11 protein-coding genes and 1 pseudogene are annotated in these 18,244 nt (G+C 71.3%); 5 read left to right on the top strand and 7 right to left on the bottom strand.

All coding sequences use genetic code 11. The features are described 5' to 3' along the window. Positions 1–84: 84 nt before the first annotated feature. Positions 85–708, bottom strand: coding sequence for a DUF6230 family protein (locus ACLJOK_RS33220; RefSeq protein ID WP_112700053.1), 624 nt, complete (start codon positions 706–708; stop codon positions 85–87). 397 nt (positions 709–1,105) lie between these two features. Beyond that, positions 1,106–2,302, bottom strand: coding sequence for a DUF3068 domain-containing protein (locus ACLJOK_RS33215; RefSeq protein WP_410822436.1), 1,197 nt, complete (start codon positions 2,300–2,302; stop codon positions 1,106–1,108). Between the two features lie 111 nt (positions 2,303–2,413). Here ACLJOK_RS33215 and ACLJOK_RS33210 point away from each other — a divergent pair, with 111 nt between their 5' ends. Both ACLJOK_RS33210 and ACLJOK_RS33205 read left to right on the top strand, forming a co-directional pair. Continuing rightward, complete coding sequence (locus ACLJOK_RS33210; protein WP_410822435.1) at positions 2,414–3,679, top strand: acyltransferase family protein; 1,266 nt, start codon at positions 2,414–2,416, stop codon at positions 3,677–3,679. Between the two features lie 109 nt (positions 3,680–3,788). Next, positions 3,789–4,967 (top strand): glycosyltransferase family 4 protein, encoded by a 1,179-nt coding sequence (locus ACLJOK_RS33205; protein ID WP_410822489.1) that lies wholly within the window; start codon positions 3,789–3,791, stop codon positions 4,965–4,967. Here the strand turns inward: ACLJOK_RS33205 and ACLJOK_RS33200 are convergent. Genes ACLJOK_RS33200 through ACLJOK_RS33190 form a run of 3 tightly spaced genes read right to left on the bottom strand, consistent with a single transcriptional unit; the run spans position 4,952 to position 8,790 of the window. After that, positions 4,952–5,146, bottom strand: coding sequence for a hypothetical protein (locus ACLJOK_RS33200; RefSeq protein ID WP_203122933.1), 195 nt, complete (start codon positions 5,144–5,146; stop codon positions 4,952–4,954). The two genes, ACLJOK_RS33205 and ACLJOK_RS33200, sit on opposite strands and share 16 nt — an antisense overlap. A 35-nt stretch (positions 5,147–5,181) precedes the next feature. After that, positions 5,182–6,912 (bottom strand): hypothetical protein, encoded by a 1,731-nt coding sequence (locus tag ACLJOK_RS33195; protein WP_410822434.1) that lies wholly within the window; start codon positions 6,910–6,912, stop codon positions 5,182–5,184. Further along, positions 6,913–8,790: a hypothetical protein gene (locus ACLJOK_RS33190; RefSeq protein ID WP_410822488.1), complete on the bottom strand. Its 1,878-nt coding sequence runs from the start codon at positions 8,788–8,790 to the stop codon at positions 6,913–6,915. Between the two features lie 166 nt (positions 8,791–8,956). Here ACLJOK_RS33190 and ACLJOK_RS33185 point away from each other — a divergent pair. Together ACLJOK_RS33185 and ACLJOK_RS33180 are read left to right on the top strand one after the other, a co-directional pair. Beyond that, positions 8,957–13,222: pseudogene (locus ACLJOK_RS33185) on the top strand (alpha-(1->3)-arabinofuranosyltransferase); the annotation flags it as partial. 164 nt (positions 13,223–13,386) lie between these two features. Further along, positions 13,387–14,727 carry a lipopolysaccharide biosynthesis protein gene (locus ACLJOK_RS33180; protein WP_410822433.1) on the top strand — a complete coding sequence of 447 codons (1,341 nt, stop codon included), beginning with the start codon at positions 13,387–13,389 and terminating at the stop codon, positions 14,725–14,727. Here ACLJOK_RS33180 and nudC read toward each other — a convergent pair. Next, positions 14,624–15,541: an NAD(+) diphosphatase gene (gene nudC, locus ACLJOK_RS33175; protein WP_410822432.1), complete on the bottom strand. Its 918-nt coding sequence runs from the start codon at positions 15,539–15,541 to the stop codon at positions 14,624–14,626. The two genes, ACLJOK_RS33180 and nudC, sit on opposite strands and share 104 nt — an antisense overlap. Positions 15,542–15,723: 182 nt before the next feature. On the opposite strand from nudC, the gene ACLJOK_RS33170 reads away from it, so the two are divergent. Continuing rightward, entirely contained in the window at positions 15,724–17,544 is a 1,821-nt protein-coding gene (locus ACLJOK_RS33170) for a VanW family protein (RefSeq protein ID WP_410822431.1), read from the top strand. A 34-nt stretch (positions 17,545–17,578) separates the two neighbouring features. On the opposite strand, the gene ACLJOK_RS33165 is transcribed toward ACLJOK_RS33170, so the two are convergent. Continuing rightward, on the bottom strand, positions 17,579–17,827 hold the full coding sequence (locus ACLJOK_RS33165) for a hypothetical protein (protein ID WP_410822430.1): 249 nt from the start codon (positions 17,825–17,827) through the stop codon (positions 17,579–17,581). Positions 17,828–18,244 lie beyond the last annotated feature (417 nt).

The following is an 18,244-nucleotide window of genomic DNA, read 5'->3' as shown; positions in this document are numbered from 1 at the left end:
CCTGGCCGAGCGGGGACGGGACCGAGCGGGGATGAAGGCATGGGCCCGGCCCGCGGTGTCGACCACCGCGGGCCTCGGCTCAGCTCAGAAGCACTCCTTGCCCTTGGCGTCGTCACCCACGTTGACCTTGAGTCGGAGGCCGACCAGGTTGAACGTGGCCGCCGTCGTGTAGCGGGACACCTGTTGCAGGTTGGTGATGGTGACGTGGTCGGAGTTCTGGCCGAACGAGCCGGCCTGCGCCGTCGGGTTCAGGTCGGTGGCGTCCCGACCGATCCTGATGTTGGTGAAGGTCGCGTTGCCGTTCAACGAGTCCATCGCGATCAGCAGGTCCTTGGCGCGGGCGGGTTCCTTGCCCTCGCCGGCGTTGATGGTGAGCACCACCGGCAGTCCCGGCAGGTCGGCGCGGACGGACTGGCAGAGGCTGTACAGCTCGGCGCTGCTGATCTCGGAGAGAGCGATCGGGTGGACCTGGCCGGACTTCCCGTCCTTGCCCTTCTCGCGGACGATGCCGCCGTACTGCTTGAAGCCGTCGCCCTCCAGGCGGTCGGCACCGATTTTGAACGTCTGTCCGGAGACGGTGATGTCGGACGCGATCGCGCCGGTCGACATTCCGAAGAGGATGGCGCCGGCAGCCGCCGTGGCGGGCACCATCATGGCGGCGAACCGCCACCATCGGGTACGACCCTGACTGTCCAACCGATCCTGCACGGGTTCCTCCTCGGGTCGATGCGCGCGAGTGGCCGGTCCCGAGCGGGCGGTCAGCACTGGGAGCCCGCGTTCTGTTACCGGCTGGTAACCATCGGGCTTGATGGTGCACCCGCTGCGGCGCAGGTCACAACCCCCTGATTACCGGGCGGTAACAGTCGCGCGACGAGGCGGAGGTGGGGCATCACAGAAAGTGAGCGCACTCGCCATCGCAACCCTCCTATATGTCCACAAGGCGGGCATAGATCAGCGGCGGACTCAGCGCACGGTGACGCTACATTGACTAATTACAATCGAATAACAAATGTAAAGCAGGCAGGTCGTGCGGGTTGCCACACGACCGAGGGGCGGACCGCTCAGCGGTCCGCCCCTCATGTCCCTACGTCCGGTCGTACGCGCGTCAGCGCTGCTCCACCTCGCCCGGAGCCGGCCGCTGGGTCGGCACCGTCGGGTCCTCCGACTTCCAGTTGGTCGAAGCCGGCGGGATCTCGTCGCTCAGTGGCCCGCCGACCGGCTGCGGCCTGGGCTGCTCGACGGTGTCCGTGTCGCGCACCGGCTCCTGGTCCACCCGGGTCGGCGTCGGGTCGTCGAACGCCGGCTCGGCGCGGTGCCGGGCCGTTCCACCCTCGGGCCGGGTCACCAGCCACACACCGAAGACGACGGCGATCAGGCCGAGGACACCAGCGACGATCGGACCCCAGAAACTGATCAGGCCGATCTTGAAGCGGTTGTCCTTGACCGTCTCGACACTGCGGCTGACCGTGTCGTCGGTGTAGTTGAAGTCCGCGTCCAACAGCACAGTGGGGGTGCCGGTGTTGGGGCGCAACTCCTTGTGCTGCTGCTCCCGCACGTTCACGTAGGAGCCGGTGACCGGGTCCACCCAGAGCGTACGAATGTTGCTGTAGACGATCTGGCCGCTGGTGGCGCCGGGCGCGAACTTGCCGACCAGCGTCTGGATGCTGCTCTCCGGGGTGGCCAGCACCTCGTTCTCGATCCGCTGCTCGAAGCGGTACGCCTCGATGCCCTTGATCTTCTCGCTGCCGACGAACTTGGCCGGGACAGCCCGCTTCAGGTCACGGTCGAAAACCTGGTAGTCGCGCTTGTCGGTGCCGAACGGGAACTTGTAGATCTGGCCGGTGTACTTCACGTTGCCGACCGGAGTCCCGTCCGCCCCGGTCTCGTTGAGCCACTGGTCCTTCCACGAGGCGGCCGCACCGGAGATCCGGTAGAGAGCGAGTTCGGTGCTGTACTGGCTGACCACGTCCTGGTTGTCGGTGCGCCGGACCGTCTGGTAGACGTCCCAGATCACCGCGTCGCCCTTGAGGTCCTTGGGCAGCCGATCCCTGGTGTCGTCGGGCTGTGGAATGACCTCCACATTGGACACGAGATCGCCCTGCGGAACCTCGATGCTCACCGAGCTCCCGGTTGCCGTGATCTTCAGGAACCTGGCGTTCTTCGCCTCGGCGACGGACGTCGTTGGCTCAAGATCGTAGGGGAGCTTGGTCACGGCGGGGGCCACGTAAAACGGCAGCCCGGCCGCGAAGACCAGCAATAAGACGCCAAGCCCGAAGAGCGCGGCGCCCACGCGAAGCTTCACTCATCCTCCTGTAACCTGCCGCCCTACGACCTGTTGTCCGGGGCACCCGATCCTTAACATGGCGGGAGGTTACTCCCCGGTCACCTTCAAAGCGACCCCCTGGATGTCCAGATGTCCACAGCCGCCGCGCCAACAGTTTCGGAGCCTTCGGTAACCGGCCGACTTCCCGCCCTCGACGCGCTGCGAGCAATCGGCGCGGTGGCGGTCGTCGGTCACCACGTCGGGTTCCAGACCGCCGTCACCATGAACACCACCTGGGGCGGCTGGCTGGCTCGACTGGACGTCGGCGTCGCCATCTTCTTCGTACTGTCCGGGTTTCTGCTGTTTCGGCCGTGGGCGCTCAGCGCTGCGACGGGCCGCGCCCGGCCCCGCGCCAAGCGCTACCTGTGGCGGCGAGCCCTGCGCATCCTGCCCGCCTACTGGTTGGCGGTCGTGGTCTGCCTGATCGTCCTGCCGCAGAACGGGCAGGCGTCCGTCGGCGACTGGATCCGCCACCTCACCTTCACCCAGATCTACCAACCCGGGCAGTTGCGCGCCGGGCTCAGCCAGACCTGGAGTCTCGCCACCGAGGTCGTGTTCTACCTGATCCTGCCGCTGGTCGCGGTGCTCGCCGTCGGCCGGTCCTGGCGTCCTGTCCGCACCATCGTGATCGTCAGCGGGAGTGCGCTGCTGACCGCCGGGTGGCTCACCCTGATGGGGCTCGGCTGGCTCGACACCGCCCTGCACACCATGTGGTTCCCCTCGTACGCCGCCTGGTTCGGCGCCGGCATGGCACTGGCGGCGGCGCATGTCGCCCTGCGCACCGGGACCGCGCCGGCGGCCTTCCGGGTCCTGGACGACCTGGCGTCGGCGCCGGTCACCTGCTGGGCCGCCGCAGTCGGCCTGATGGCGATCGCGACGACGCCCGTCGCCGGCCCCCGCGACCTCGCCGAGCCGACGGCCGCCGAGTTCGGCGTCAAGCTGGCCCTGTACCTCGTGATCGCGGCGCTGATCCTGATCCCGGTGGCCTTCGGCGGGCCGAGCCGGGCCAAGGAGGTCTTCGGCAGCTCGTCCGCCCGGTGGCTCGGCGTGGTCTCGTACGGACTGTTCCTGTGGCACCCCATGGTCATCGAACTCATCTACCTGGTCGACGACCGACAGCTGTTCACCGGCGGACTACTCAGCACCTTCGCCCTCACCATGGCCTTCGGCCTGGTGTACGCCGCTGTCAGCTACTACGGCGTCGAGCGGCCCCTGCAACTGCTCGGGTCGCAGGGGCGGCGCCGATCAACCGGGCGTGGGCAGACGTCCGGGACCCCCGTCACCGACGTGGCCACACCGGCCACCACACCGCCGACCGTCGCCGCTGGCACTCCGGTGCCCACTGTCGGCGGGTAGCGCCCAGCGCTGGCCCATCGGGGCATTGCCGGCCGGCCTACCAGCCCCTAATGTGACGCGGGTCGCTAAATTACTTGAGAGTAGGGTTCGCGTGGAGCGTCGCTTCGGCATGCCCGGACACGTGTTGTTCCTCAACTGGCGAGACACCCGTAACCCCGAGGGTGGCGGTTCCGAGGTGTACGTCGAGCGGATCGCCGCCGAACTGGTGGCGCGCGGATTCCGCGCCACTCTCTTCTGCGCGGCCCACAGCCAGGCTCCCGCCGACGAGATCAACGAGGCGGGCGTACGGCTGGTGCGGCGCGGCGGCCGACACAGCGTCTACCTCTGGGCGGCGCTCTGTTACGTCGCGGGCGCGCTGGGCATCGGCCCGCTGGCGGCCCGCCGCGGCGGGCGGCCCGATGTCCTGGTCGACGTCTGCAACGGATTGCCGTTCCTCGCCCCGCTGTGGGCACGACGCCCTGTGGTCAAGCTGATCCACCACGTGCACCGCGAGCAGTGGCCGGTGGTGCTTCCACAGTGGGCGGCCCGGTTCGGCTGGTGGATCGAATCGTCGCTCGCCGTACGCCTCTACCAGCGGTGCCGGTACGTCACCGTCTCGGAGGCGACCCGCCGAGAGCTGGCAGTGCTCGGCGTGCCGCCGGAGCAGGTCTCCGTGGTGCACAACGGCACCCCGACGCTGCCCCACACCGACGCCGAGCGGGCGACGTTCCCGCTGCTCGTGACGCTGAACCGGCTGGTGCCACACAAGCGGGTGGAGGTGGCGCTGCGGGCCGTCGCGGCCCTCGCCGACGAGCTGCCCCAACTACGTCTGGTCGTCGCCGGCCAGGGCTGGTGGGAGTCGCACCTGCGTGAACTCGCCGCCGAGCTGGACATCACCGAGCGGGTGGACTTCCGGGGCTTCGTGACCGAGGAGGAGAAGGCCGCACTGCTCGCCTCCGCCTGGGTGGCCCTGACCCCGTCCCTCAAGGAGGGCTGGGGGCTCACGATCGTGGAGGCGGGTTCGGCGGGCACCCCGACTGTGGCGTTCCGGGCAGCGGGCGGAGTCGCCGAAGCGGTCGTCGACGGGCGTACCGGCCTGCTGGCCGACGACATCGACGACTACCTGATGAAGGTGCGCACGCTGCTGCACCAGGATGAGCTGCGGCGGGAGATGGGCGCCGAGGCCCGGGAGCACGCGGCCAGCTTCACCTGGCAGGCTGCGGGCGGGCGCTTCGAGGCGATCCTCAAGGGTGTGGAGTCGCCCCGCCCAGTGCAGCAGCGGGGCGAGCCGTCCTACCTGTCGCCGTAAACCGCGGGGGCGTACGGGTCTTTCTTTCCGGCCCGCTTGGCCGCCTCCGAGACGAGCTTGGCCTCCTGTGCGGCCTCCTCGTCGGTGGCGGTCGCGGCGGCCGAGATCCCGCCGAGAGCCAGGATCCCCAGCAACGCCGCCACCAGGCCAGACACGACCAGGGTCAGAGCTCTACGCATGCCAATCCTCCAATGGCGAGACGTGCGAGCGGACGTTACCACGCGGTAGCTCGCCGGTGTAGTGCCGAAACGGCGGCAGCGATGACCACCAGAAGGGCGGCGGCGAGGGCCGCCACCACGGCCAGTCGGGCCGGCCCGGACGGGCCCGGTTGCAGCACTGTCGTCGGATTGCGGTACAGCGTGAGGAACGGTCCGTCGTAGATCCGCTCGAGGCCGCCGACTACCTGAGAGTCCACCTCACCGGAGACCTCGCGCTGCACCAGCACCCAGCGCACCCCGGTGGTCCAGACCGGCCGCCCCTCGGCCAACGCCCGGCGCATCTCACGGACGCGCGGGTTCTCGCCGGCCACCGCGACGTCGCCGACCCGGAGCGTGTCGTCGGTCAGCACCGTCCCCGGCAGGTAGCGGGGCGCCGGGTCCAGGACGACCCGACCAGGATTCCACGGGTACGCCCGGTAGGCGCTCATCGGCAGCGAAAGAACCTCCCCCGGCTCTTCGTCGATGTACTCGGCCACGACCTGCCAGTCCGCCGGGTAACTCACCGGACGAAGCCGGCCGGCACCGCCGTATGCGAGGTCCGGCAGGACGGCGACCGGCAGGAGCAGCAGCCCGACCAGGACCACCCCGGCCACCTCCCGGTCGATCCGGGCCACCAGCCGCTCGGCCCCCAACGCCGCGCACACCACCAACAGCAGGGCGTACGGTGCCAGGAACTTCTGGCCGTCTCGCAGCAGTCCCGCGCCGGGCAGGTGCACCACCGCCCAGCGCAGCACAGCGGCCCCGCCGGGAAGCACCCCGAAGGCCGCGAGCAGGCCACCGATCCCGGCGAGCACCGCCAGCCGCGCCGCCACAGCCGGGGGCAGCCGGCGCCGCAGCAGGCCCGCACCGACACCGGCCAGGACCAGCAGCACCACTGTCGCCACCGGCACCAGCGGCGCGGCACGACTGGCGGGTGTGGCCTGTGCGCTCCAGATGCCGCCGGTGCCGGCGAGCGCCACCAGCGGGCCGGCCCAGTTCTCCGAACGCGCCGCGAACGCCGTCACCCCCGCCGGGTCCGAGGAACCCCCCGCGCCAGTGACCAGGGCCGCGACCACCCAGGGGACGTTGAGCACCGCGACACCGGCGAACGCCCGCCGCGCCCACTGCGACGTCAGCTGCGACCGGGGCGCGCGCATCCGGTCCGACGCCAGCACCAGCACCGTGCCCAGCGCGATCAGACCGCCGGTCGGCGTGATGGCCGCGGGAGCGGCGGCGAGCACCACCCGGGCGAGCGCGCCGTCGCGTCCGGCCCGCAGGTCCAGCGCCGCCCGCACCAGCCAGGGCAGCGCGGCGTACGCGAGCAGCAGCCCCCACTGCCCGATCAGCAACCGCTCGGCGAGGTACGGCGTCCACGCGTACGCCAACGCGGCGAACAAACGCACCGCGCGCCGGTCGGTCGGCACCAACCGGCCGGCGCCGACCGCCGCGAGGAAGACAGCCCCGGCGAGCGCCAGCCGCTGCACCAGCCAGCCCGGCACGACCTGGGTGACCAGCGAGACCAGTGCGTCCATCGGCACCGCCCGGGGCAGACTCTGCGCCGGAGCGACCAGATCCCAGGTCAGTGGCTGCCGGGGTACGAACACCATGTCGTACAGCAACGCGTAGCCGGGCGCCGCCAGCGGGGCCAGCACCACCACGGTGACCGCCGCCGCGAGCGCGTACAGCGACAGCGTGTCCCGCGCCCGCCGAACCGCTGCGGCCTCGACGCCGTCGGTCGGCTCAACCATTCACGACGCCGGCACCGCCCGGCCGACGGTGATCAGCTCGGTGCACACCCCGACCCCTGGCGTCTGCACTGTGACCTCGACGGCGTCCCCCGCACCCTCCATCAGGAAGAACAGGTCGTTCAGCCCTTTTCGCAGGGTGATTTCGCGCGTGGCGTCCCCGAGCCGGAACAGCGCTGTCGAGTCACCCGAGCTGAGGTAGCCGAAGTGCACCACGTACGGCCACTCCACCAGGTACCCGTCCAACGGGATCCGAGTGGGTTGGCCGCCCTGGGCCAGGTGCCCGCAGCCGTCCACCGGACCGGGCACGATCTTCCGACCCTCTACCACTACCGGACGGATCCGGCCGAGATCATCGAACGTCGACGGTCGCGCGGCCTCCGTCACGAAGGTGGGTCGACGCTCGGCCGGGCGGAAGAAGTGCGACTGGCGATTGTCCGGCCAGAAGTAACCGGCGACGACCCGGTCCGGGACTGCGGTGTCGAAGAAGACGGTGCCCGGCGGCGCGGCGGCCAGCTCGGCCTGCGTCGTCGCGAGATAGTCCCGCCCGTACTTGGTACTCCAGTTGTCGCCGAAACGGGCAGTGCTCCACAGGGTGCCCACGCCAAGTGTCGCCAGGACGACGATCATCGAGACCAGGCCGACCGCGAAGGCACCCGGCTCCCGCAGGACCGTCGGCACCGGCCACGCCGACACCTCGTCCTCGTCGGTGTCCTTGATCCCCAGCAGGGCCGCGCCGACACAGATCGCGGCGACCAGCACCACGTCGGCCACGTACCGGGGGACGACGCCGACCAGTGGGCCGAGCGGGCCGCCCAACCGGGTGACGGCGAAGAGCGTGGCGACCAGACCGAGGTAGGAGGTGAGCAGCAGCCAGGCCCGGCCGGCCGACGGGCGTCGCCGGACGGTGACCACGACGAGCGTCGCCAGCACCGCCCAGGACAACCACTTGGCGATGTCGTACGGGTCGGCGAGCGGGGGACCGTCACCGGCGTAGGTCCAGCGCCACGGACCACCGAGCAGACCCGGCACCACTGTCTCGCCGACCAGGTCACCGAGGAAGTTGAGGACCGGACCGACCGAGGTCGGGTCCCGCAGTTCACCGGAGGGGCGGGTCAGGTAGAACGCCAGGTATCCCCCCGACAGCGCGCTGAGCATCAGCCAGGCCGGCCAGTGCCGGCGGATCGCCGTCGCGAGACTGCGCCACACCCCACCGGACGTGAAGAGAAAGACCGTCAGCAGGAACAGCAGCGGCACGATCAGCAGGGACTTGGTGTCGAAGAGCAGGCCGAACACCAGCCAGAGCGCTACCGCCACGAGGTGCCGCAGGCGACCGGTCCGCACGTACCGGACCTGGGCTGCCACCGCCATGACCAGTGCCAACTGCATCGGCAGCACGAGCAGCCCGACCAACCACAGCGAGGAGACCTCAAGCGTCAGCGGGCTGAACACGAACAGGCACAGCGGAATGAGCAGGCCCCAACCGGGCCGAAGCAGGTCGCGCAGCAGCCGGTAGACAGCGAGCCCGGTCGCCGCCTGACCAACAGCCAGCAGCAACACCCACGGCCAGGTGGCGAAGCCCGCCGCCCGCACCATCGCCCACGCCACCAACAGGCCGCCGGGCATGAGGTGGTTGTTGAACGTACGCAGGAGATAGTCCGCGTCCAGGCCGGTGTCGAGAACCTGGGCGGCGATGACGAACTCGTCCTGCGAGAACCAGCCACGGGTGGCGAGGCCGGCGCGCCAGGCGACGGACACGGCGATGAGGGCGATCGCCACGGCGCGAACGGCGTCGGCGCGAAGCCATCGGCCGATCGGCCCCGGCCCGCCGCCATCGGACGCGACGCGTTCCGGATGCGTCTCGGCCTCAGCTTCTGGCATTGACATGGTCGGCAGCCTGCCACACGCTTACACGCCGTGGGGACGGCCGTTCTCCCGATAACGCCACCGCAGCGCCCCTGGTCGCCCGTCCGTGCCCGGTCCGGATAACGTCGCGCGACAGTCGTCGGCTGCAGGTGCGCGTCCGGCCGTGAAGACAGGAGCCGAAATGCGTGCAGAGGTGGCCAGTGGCGCCGCTCCGGGGTCCAGCCGGAGCCGGCACACGGCCCGACGGTTCCGGCACCTGGTCATCTGCATCGCGCTCACCGCCCTCGCCTTCCAGCAGGCCCCGGGCCAGGTCGTCCCGGACACCAAGGTCGACCTGTTCGTCAACCCGGCCGGGTGGCTGCTCCGCTCGCTGCACCTGTGGGACCCCACCGGCACGTTCGGCCAACTACAGAACCAGGCGTACGGCTATCTCTGGCCGATGGGCCCGTTCTTCCTGCTCGGGTCGGAGTCCGGCCTCGCGCCGTGGGTGGTGCAGCGGCTGTGGTGGGCACTGCTCTTCTGTGTCGCCTACCTGGGGGCCGTGCGCCTGGCGGGCAGGCTCAACATCGGAACGCCCGCCGGGCGCATGATCGCCGGCGTCGCCTTCGCGCTGTCACCGCGCATCCTCACCCAGCTCGGCTGGTCCTCGGTGGAAGCCTGGCCCAGCGCCGTCGCCCCCTGGGTGCTCATTCCACTGGTCGGCCTCGCCGCCGGCACGCGACTGCGACGCGCCGTCGCCGCATCGGCCATCGCCGTCGCCTGCGCAGGTGGGGTGAACGCCACTGCCGTGTTCGCTGTGGTGCCACTGGCCCTGCTCTGGCTCGCCACCCTCCAGCCCGTACGCCGCCGGGTCACCGCCATCGCCGCCTGGTGTGGCGCGGTGGCCCTGGCCACCGCGTGGTGGCTGGTTCCGCTGCTGGTCCTCGGGCGGTACAGCCCACCCTTCCTGGACTACATCGAGACCGCCCGAAACACCACGAGCGTCACCGACGCGGCGACCACCCTGCGCGGCGCCTCCTACTGGGTCGCCTACCTGGCCTCCCCGTTCGGACCGACCATCCCGTCCGGGGCGCGACTCGCCAACGAGGCGGTGCTCGTCGCCGCCACCCTGGCGGTCGCCGCTCTCGGTGTGCTCGGGCTGTCCCGACGGGGGATGCCGCACCGCCGGTTCCTCATCACCGGTCTGGTGCTCGGCGTCGCGCTCGTCGGTCTCGGGCACGTCGGCGACCTGCCGAACATCCTCGCCGGACCACAGCAGGAGTTCCTCGACGGCGTCGGCGCACCCCTGCGCAACGTGCACAAGTTCGACGTCCTGCTCCGCCTACCCCTGTGCCTGGGCATGGCGCACCTGATCGGGCTGGCCGTCCGGGCGGCGCGCACCGCGCCCGCCCGGCACCGTCCGCGAACCGTCGCACGCGCCTGGCTGACCGCCGGCGCCGCCATCGTCGCCGTCACGGCGGTCGCCACCCCCGCCCTCGCGGGCGGTCTCGCCACCCCCGGCAGCGTCAAGGAGGTGCCCGGCTACTGGCACGACGCCACCGACTGGCTCGACGCGAACACGGGGCGCGGGCGGGTGCTCGTCGTACCCGGGGCACGCTTCCCGTCGTACGACTGGGGCAACACCACCGACGAGATCGCCCAGCCGCTGCTCAACAGTCGGTGGGCGGTACGCAACGCCATCCCCTTCACCCCGCCGACCACGATCCGGCTGCTGGACGCGATCGAGTCGACGCTCGCCACCGGCACTGGGTCGACCGGACTGGCGGACCTGCTGGCCCGATCCGGGATCAGCCACGTCCTGTTCCGCGCCGACCTCGACCACGGCCGCTCCGACACGGCCCGCCCAGCGGTGGTCCGCCAGGCGCTGGAACGCTCACCCGGGCTGACCCGCGTCACGTCCTTCGGCCCCCTGCGCGGCGGGCCCTCGTCTCCCGACGAGTTTCGCGACCATGGTCTCGACGTGCCCGTCCGGGCGCTGGAGGTCTACCGGGTCGACCGGCCCGTCGAGCCGGTGGTCGCCTATGACAGAGCCGACGTGACAACAGTGGTGGGCGGCCCGGAATCACTGCTCGACCTCGCCGCGGCAGGGCAGCTCGGCTCGGCGCCCACCATTCTGGCCGGCGACGCGTCGACCGCCGACGTCGCCGGGCCGGTGGCGATGACCGATGGGTTGCGCAGACGCGACGTGTCGTTCGGCGGACTGCGCGACAACACCTCCCAGACGCTGACCGCCGACGACACCTTCGAGGTCGACGCACCGGCCCACGACTACCTGCCCGAGTGGGGTGCCCAGCACTCCACTGTCGCCCGTTTCGAGGGCATCAACGCGATCCGCACCTCGACCGCCCGCTCGCAGGTGGACTCCCCTGGCGGCGCCCGCCCCGAGCACCAGCCGTACGCGGCGATGGACGGCAACCCGGCGACCTCCTGGCAGTCCGCGCCGTACTCGCCCAGCGACCAGCAGTGGATCGAGGTGGGCCTCGCCAACCCGACGACTGTCACCCGGGTCGAGGTGTGGTTCGACCTGAAGGCCGATGCCCTGCCCACCACGGTGACCGTCAGCGCCGGGTACGAGAGCAGCACCATCGAACAGTTCAGCGACCACATGGTGTTCGAACTGCCCGGCGTGCACGCCACTCGCGAGGTCCGGGTCTCGGTCGACAGCGCGTACGACCTGCGCCCGTTCGGAAACGGCTCGGTCGGCATCGCCGAGATCAAGGTTCCGGGCATCCAGACCAGCCGCACCCTGGTCCTGCCCGCCGCACCTGCCACCGACCGGCCGGCGACCGTCGTCGTGTCGGCGGCACCCACCACGCCGGCCTGCTTCTCCGTCGACGGGCAGCCGCGCTGCTCCACCGACGCCATCCGTGGTTCCGAGGATGCGTCCACAATCGACAGGACCCTGACCCTGCCGGCGGCCGGCGCGTACGACGCCAAGCTGTGGGCGCGGCCCACGGCCGGCCCCGACCTGGACAACGCCCTCGACAAGGTGGTGACCGACGCGCAGCCGCTGCGTCTCGCGGCACAGATCAGCGCCTCCTCGACGGCCGTGCCCGACCCGACCGGCCGGGCCGGGGCCGCGCTCGACGGGAACCCGACCACCAGCTGGTCACCGGCGATCGACGACGAGGCACCGATCCTGCGACTCAAGTGGCTCAAGCCGCAGACCATCACCGGGCTCCGCTTCTCGGTCGACGACAAGACAGCCGCCACCCGTCTCGGCAGTGTGCGGGTGGTCGGCGACGACGGCTTCCGCAGCAGCCTGCTCGGCGACGACGGGCTGCTCCGTCTGGACCCGCCGATGCGGACCGACGAGATCACCATCCAGTTCCTCGACAAGCCGTCCGCCACCAGCACCGACCCGTACAAGCTGCGGTTGCCGGAGAAGTTGCCCATCGCGGTCGGTGAGGTGACAGTGCTACCCGGAGCGCCCACGGTCGGACCGCGCCTCGACACACCCCTGGCGCTGGCCTGCGGATCGGGGCCGACGCTCCAGATCGGCGCGGCGCGGGTGACCACCACGCTGAGCGGCACGCTCCGCGACCTGCTGGAAATGCGCGAGATGCCGGTGACTTCGTGCGGCCGGGCCACGCCGCGGCAGCTCGACCTGGGCCGCGGGGAGCACCGCATCGTCGCCACCCCGAGCCAGTTGGCCTCACCCACCCGGGTCGCCCTGGTGCCCCGGACGGCCACGCCGGCCTCGACGGCCACGGCAATTCCGCCGACCGCCAGCGCCACCGAGATCGAATCCTGGGCAGCCACCGAGCGACGGGTACGGGTGGGCAGTCATCCCGTCGACCGGGTGCTCGCCGTGCGGGAGAACACCAACACCGGCTGGCAGGCCACCCTCGGCGGGCGAACGCTGAAACCACTGGTGGTGGACGGATGGCAGCAGGGCTGGATCCTTCCCGCCGGCGCCTCCGGGGAGGTGCTGTTGCGTTTCGCCCCGGACACCCCGTACCGGGCGGGGCTTCTCCTCGGCGGCACCCTGCTCGCGGTGGTGGTCCTGCTCGCGGTGCTGCCCGCCCGACAGCCCACCGGGGGAACTTCGGCGACCGTCGTGCCGCGCGGCCGAGGCCGGGTCACCCGCTCGCTGCCGCTGCTGGCCGTCGGGGCCGCCGCGCTGGTCCTGTGGAGCGGCCTCATCGGCGGTCTGCTGGTCGCTGCGGGATTCATGCTGGCGGTTCCCGGCCCACGTCGCCTGCCCTGGCCGGCCGACCCACGTCGGGCCAGGACGATCAGTCGCGCCGTCGAGACCTGGCTTCCCGGCGCGCTCGTCCTGCTCGCCGGGTTGCTCTACCTCGACGCGACGCGGCGGAACACCGACGCGCTGGTGCAACTCACGATCGTCGTCGCCCTGGGTGCCCTCTGGCTCTCCACCGCCGCCCGACGACGGCCCGTACGCCGGGCCAGGCCGACCGCCGCGACCTCGGCCGTTCCGGCGGCCGTGCTGGTCGCGGCGGACGAGAAGCCGGACGCCCCCGAGCTGGACGTCCCCAAGCCGAACGGGACCGAGCCGAACGGGACCAAGCCGAACGCGACCGAGCCGGCGAGGACCGGCCAGTCGGCCGGGCCAACCGACGGGCAGCCTCCGACCTTCTCCGAGATCACGTGAGCCCCCGACGACCCGTCCGTCGGGAGACGACGGCCCAGACGGAGCTGACACGCGGCTGGAGTACGGGCCTCGGCGCTGCCGGAGTCAGCGTCACAGTGGCCGGGGTTCTCGTCAACGGCCTCGCCTACCTGGTGCCGGTGCTGGCCGCCCGGCGGCTCGACCCGGCCGACCTGAGCGCGCTCGCCGCCGCCCTCGGGCTAGTGGCCATCGTCGGTGTGCCCGGGCTCGGCCTGCAACTGGCCGTCGCCGTGCACCACTCCCGCCACGGTGCCTCCGACACCCGGCGGCTCACAGTGGTCACCGCCGCCGTGTGCGCGGGCACCCTCGTGGCGGCGACACCACTGCTGGTCACCGCCCTGGATCTCCCGGTCGAGATGCCCGCGCTGCTGGCGGTCACCGCCGCGGCGATCGTGCTCTCCTCGCGGTCCCTCGGGGAGTTGCAGGGTGGCCAGCGCTTCGTGCGACTCGCCATCGGGATGACAGTGCTCGCCGCCGGCCGCTACGGCGGCGTGATCGCCGGGTTGCTGCTCGGCGCGGGACCGACCGGCGCGCTGGCGGTCGGCGCGTTGACCGCCGCCCTCACCCCGGCGGTGCTGGCCCGACTCGCCCGTGAGCCCCAACGGTCGTCCACCGCCCCACGGCTGACCGTCGCTCAGGTCGTTGCCGGCTGCGGTGCGACCCTGGCGATGCTCGTCGTCTCCTACGCCGATCTGCTGCTGGCCCGACAACTGCTGTCCCCGTCGGATTCCGGGGCGTACTCGGTCGGCACCGTCCTGAGCAAGGGCGCGCTCTGGGCGCCGCAGGTCGCCGCCGTCCTCGCTCTACCGCGGCTGGCCCGCGGTGACCAGCGCAGCCGGAGGGTTGCGCTCGCGGTGACGGGCGGGTGTGGCCTGGTGCTGGTCCTCGCCTCGACGCTCGCCGGAGGGCTCGCCTTCCGCCTCGCCGGTGGGCCCGACTACGACCACCTGGGCCGGTACGCGCCCCTCTTCGCGGCGGTCGGTGCGCTCTACGCGGTGACGTTCGTGCTGCTCAACGACCGCCTGGCGGCCGGCGCACGCTGGGCGGCGGCACCGCTGTGGGTGGGCGTGGCCGGCCTGGTGGCCGTCACCGCGACCCTCCGGCCGCACAGCGTCCCCGGTCTTCTCCTCGCTGCCCTGGGCACTGCCATCGTCACCACCGCGCTGATGGCGGTCACGGCCCGTCGGCCCGCGCCGGTTCCGACGACCGAGCCGACTAGCCCTCCGCAAGCCAGTCCGTCAGCAGTCGGTGGTCGATCGAGTCCACCCGACCCAGCGGACGACCCGAGGCCGCCCGGTCCCGCAGCTCCGCCCGGGTGAACCACCGCGCCTCCAGCAACTCCTCGCCGTCCACGCGTACGTCGTCGGAGGTGGCGGTGGCCCGGAATCCCACCATCAGGCCGGCGGGGAACGGCCACGCCTGTGACCCCTGGTAGGTCACGTCGGTGACTGTCACGCCCGCCTCCTCGCCCATCTCCCGGCGGACCGCGTCCTCCAGGCTCTCGCCGATCTCGACGAAGCCGGCCAGCGTCGAGTACGCGTCCTCGGCCGCGCCCGCGTGCCGGGCCAGCAGACAGCGCCCCGACCGACCGGGTGCCTCGACCAACACGATGATCGCCGGCTCGATCCGGGGGAACAGCAGGCGTCCGCACTCCGTCCCGGTGCAGGTCCGCAGGTGCCCGCCGCCGTCGGCGACGGCCGACGCGCCGCACGTCCCGCAGAATCGCTGCTGCCGGTGCCAGTGCAGCAAACCCCTGGCGTACGCATGGACGGCCGCGTCGCCGGGTTCGAGCCGCCCGACCAGTGCTCGCACGTCGACGGACCGCACCGCACCGGCCATCTCGACGGCGGACCGCTCGGGAAGCGCGGAGAGGTCCGCGGCGAACACGGCGGTCTCCCCATCGAGCCCCAGGAAGACGGTCTCGCCGGCGGCGGACCGGACCAGCGCCGCACGCTCCGCGCTGAGCCGAACCGGCCCGTGCCCGTCGACGAGACAACGGTCCCGCCACATCGGCAACAGCACTGTTGTCGACTCGGTGAGCAGCGCGCCCAACCGCGTCGGATCGGTGCGCAACGGGCCCGCCCGGTCCAGCGATCCGCCCCCGTACGCCAACACCCGCTCCGCAGTGTCCACCCGGTCACCGTGTCACGTCGGCGGTCCGCCGTCGGCACCGCCCCCGGACCGGTGCGACACGCCGAACGACACGCGGTACCAGCGCCTGATGGGCGCAGCCACCGAGGACGGCCGGGCATTCGTTACCGTAGGTGCCTCCGGGAGGGAGGACCTCCCGCGGCACCCTGGCGATCGAGGTTGCAGTGACGCTGTACGGCGAAAACAGTCCACCCGCCGACGACCGGCCCACCGTGCAGGTCACCGCGGTCACCTGGCCGGACGATGGACCTGAGCCGGTCACCACAGCCGCTCCCGGCGAGCCGGACGGCGGCCCGCGCCGGCCGCGCCGGGTGCGGATGCTGCTCGCCGCCGGCATCACCGGTGGCGTCCTCGCCGCCGTGGCGGGTGCCGGCGCCTGGGCGTACGCCGGTGACGTTCCCCGTGGCACCAGCGTGCTCGGCACAGAACTGGGCGGCCGGAGCCGCGCGGACGCCGACCGGGAGTTGCGGGCGGAGCTGGACCGGCGGGCGGCAGCGCTCGCCACGCCGCTGAAGGTCACAGTCGACGGACGTACCGCCGAGATCAACCCGGCCGACGTGGGGCTGACCGTCGACGTGCCGGCGACCGTCGCCGCAGCCACTGAGGCGGACGCGCACCCGGTCAGTCGGTTGGTCGGGTCCCGCACCGTCGAGCCGGTGGTGACCGTCGACGTGGGCCGGTTGGACGACGCGCTCCGTAAGGTGCTCGGCGACCAGGCCCAGGGCATGACGATGCCGGCGATCACCTATCAGGGCACCACGCCGAAGGTCGTACAGCCCAAGCCCGGGCTGGCCTTGAACCCGGAGCGTTCCGCCGAGGTGGTCCGCACCGGCTGGTTGGCCGGCGCCCCGGTCACCGTGCCTCTGGTGGAGACCCACCCGGCGACCACCCCGGAGGAGTTGGACCGGATGGTCAGCGAGCTGGCGAAGCCGGCCGTCGCCGCCCCGGTCACCCTGCGCACCGACAAGGGCCAGGTGACGATCCCGCCCGCCGCTATCGCGAAGAGCCTCCGGTTCGGCGCCGACAAGACCGGGAAGCTCACCCCCTCGGTGGACGTCAAGCGGCTGAGGACGGCGCTCGGCGACAAGCTGGCCGCCATCGAGGTGCCGCCGAAGGACGCCACTATGACGATTTCCGGTGGCCGGCCCACAGCCAAGGAGGGGCGATCCGGCCAGCAGCTGGACACGGCGGCCCTCAGTCGCGACCTGCTGGCCGTGCTACCGAAGGCGGACGGCCGCCAGGTGACCGGCGAGTTGAAGCCGACGCCGCCGCAGCTGACCGGGGAGAAGCTCGCCGGCCTGGGCATCAAGGAGCGGGTGTCGACCTTCACCACCCGGTTCACCGGAGGCATGACCTCGTCGCGCAGCCAGAACATCGCGACCATCGCGAGGCAGGTGGACGGCACGGTCGTGCTGCCCGGGAAGACGTTCTCGCTCAACGGACACACCGGCGAGCGCGGCTACGCCCAGGGCTACCGGGACGCACCTGTCATCCTCGACGGCAAGCTCGTGCCGGGCGTAGGCGGCGGCACCTCGCAGTTCACCACCACGCTGTTCAACGCGACCTACTACGCCGGCCTGGAGGACGTCGAGCACAAGCCGCACTCGTACTGGTTCGACAGGTACCCGGCGGTCATCGAGTCGACCATCTTCTGGCCCAATCTGGACTTCAAGTTCCGCAACAACACCGAGTACGGCGTTCTCATCGACACGTCGTACACGTCCAGCACGATCACCGTGTCCATCTGGAGCACGAAGATCTACGACAGCGTGAAGACCGAGTACGGCCCACGCCGCAACATCACGACGCCGAAGCAGATCCACCTGGCTCCCGGCCCCTCGTGCATCGAGACCAACGGCATCAACGGCTTCACCCAGGACGCGTTCCGGGTCATCAAGAAGGACGGCGCGGTGGTCAAGCGGGAGAAGTTCACCTGGCGCTACGACGCGGAGCCCCGCTACGTCTGCGGCCCGAAGACGTCCTGAGGCCCACCCACTCCGGGTCAGCTCAGGTCCGGGGTCAGCTCGGCCGCTTTGCCGCCGTGCCATTGCGCTTGCCGCCCTGCGGTGGCATCGGCACCGTGCGAGTCTCCTGCACCCGGATCTCGGCCCGGAACCGGTGCGCCGCGGGGTGCCACATCTCCTCGAACGGACCCATGACCTCGCCACCGATGCCACGACGACGGACCCGGGACGCGAGCCACCAGAGGGTGCCCAGGACCGCCGCCACGCAGCCCGCGAACACCACAAAAATCAGGACCTCATCCACAGGCCGAGCCTAGCCCTGGACGCCAGGCCCAATCCTGGACCGCCGCGATCTTGCACTTTCGGTCGTCGCAACGCGAAATCTGAGCCGGTTTGTCGGCGCACAAACTGCAAAATCGCGGGGTCAGATGGGGCGCGGGCGCAGACTGCGGGCCTGTTGATCGCAAGCTCGCTGACCGCCCCGTGGCCCGACCGCATGATCGCGCAACATCCCGGTTGTAGTGGCCTCACGACGTGCGGACACCACTTCCCGTAGCCCCGCATATATCAGGATCCCGGGTCGATCAACCAGACAGGGAAACGCAGATAAGGCCACCCCCGAATGGGGGTGGCCTTATCTGAAAGATTGTCCGGCGGCGTCCTACTCTCCCACACCCTCACGAGTGCAGTACCATCGGCGCTGGAGGGCTTAGCTTCCGGG

This window comes from Micromonospora sp. 050-3 (assembly GCF_046549335.1).
Lineage (GTDB): Bacteria > Actinomycetota > Actinomycetes > Mycobacteriales > Micromonosporaceae > Micromonospora > Micromonospora trifolii.
This window is presented reverse-complemented; position numbering and strand designations above follow the sequence as displayed.

Coding starts and splice junctions, on each gene's coding strand:
- ACLJOK_RS33210 (WP_410822435.1), top strand. CDS start 2,414: ATGTCCACAGCCGCCGCGCCAACAGTTTCGGAGCCTTCGGTAACCGGC.
- ACLJOK_RS33205 (WP_410822489.1), top strand. CDS start 3,789: ATGCCCGGACACGTGTTGTTCCTCAACTGGCGAGACACCCGTAACCCC.
- ACLJOK_RS33200 (WP_203122933.1), bottom strand. CDS start 5,146: ATGCGTAGAGCTCTGACCCTGGTCGTGTCTGGCCTGGTGGCGGCGTTG.
- ACLJOK_RS33195 (WP_410822434.1), bottom strand. CDS start 6,912: ATGGTTGAGCCGACCGACGGCGTCGAGGCCGCAGCGGTTCGGCGGGCG.
- ACLJOK_RS33190 (WP_410822488.1), bottom strand. CDS start 8,790: ATGCCAGAAGCTGAGGCCGAGACGCATCCGGAACGCGTCGCGTCCGAT.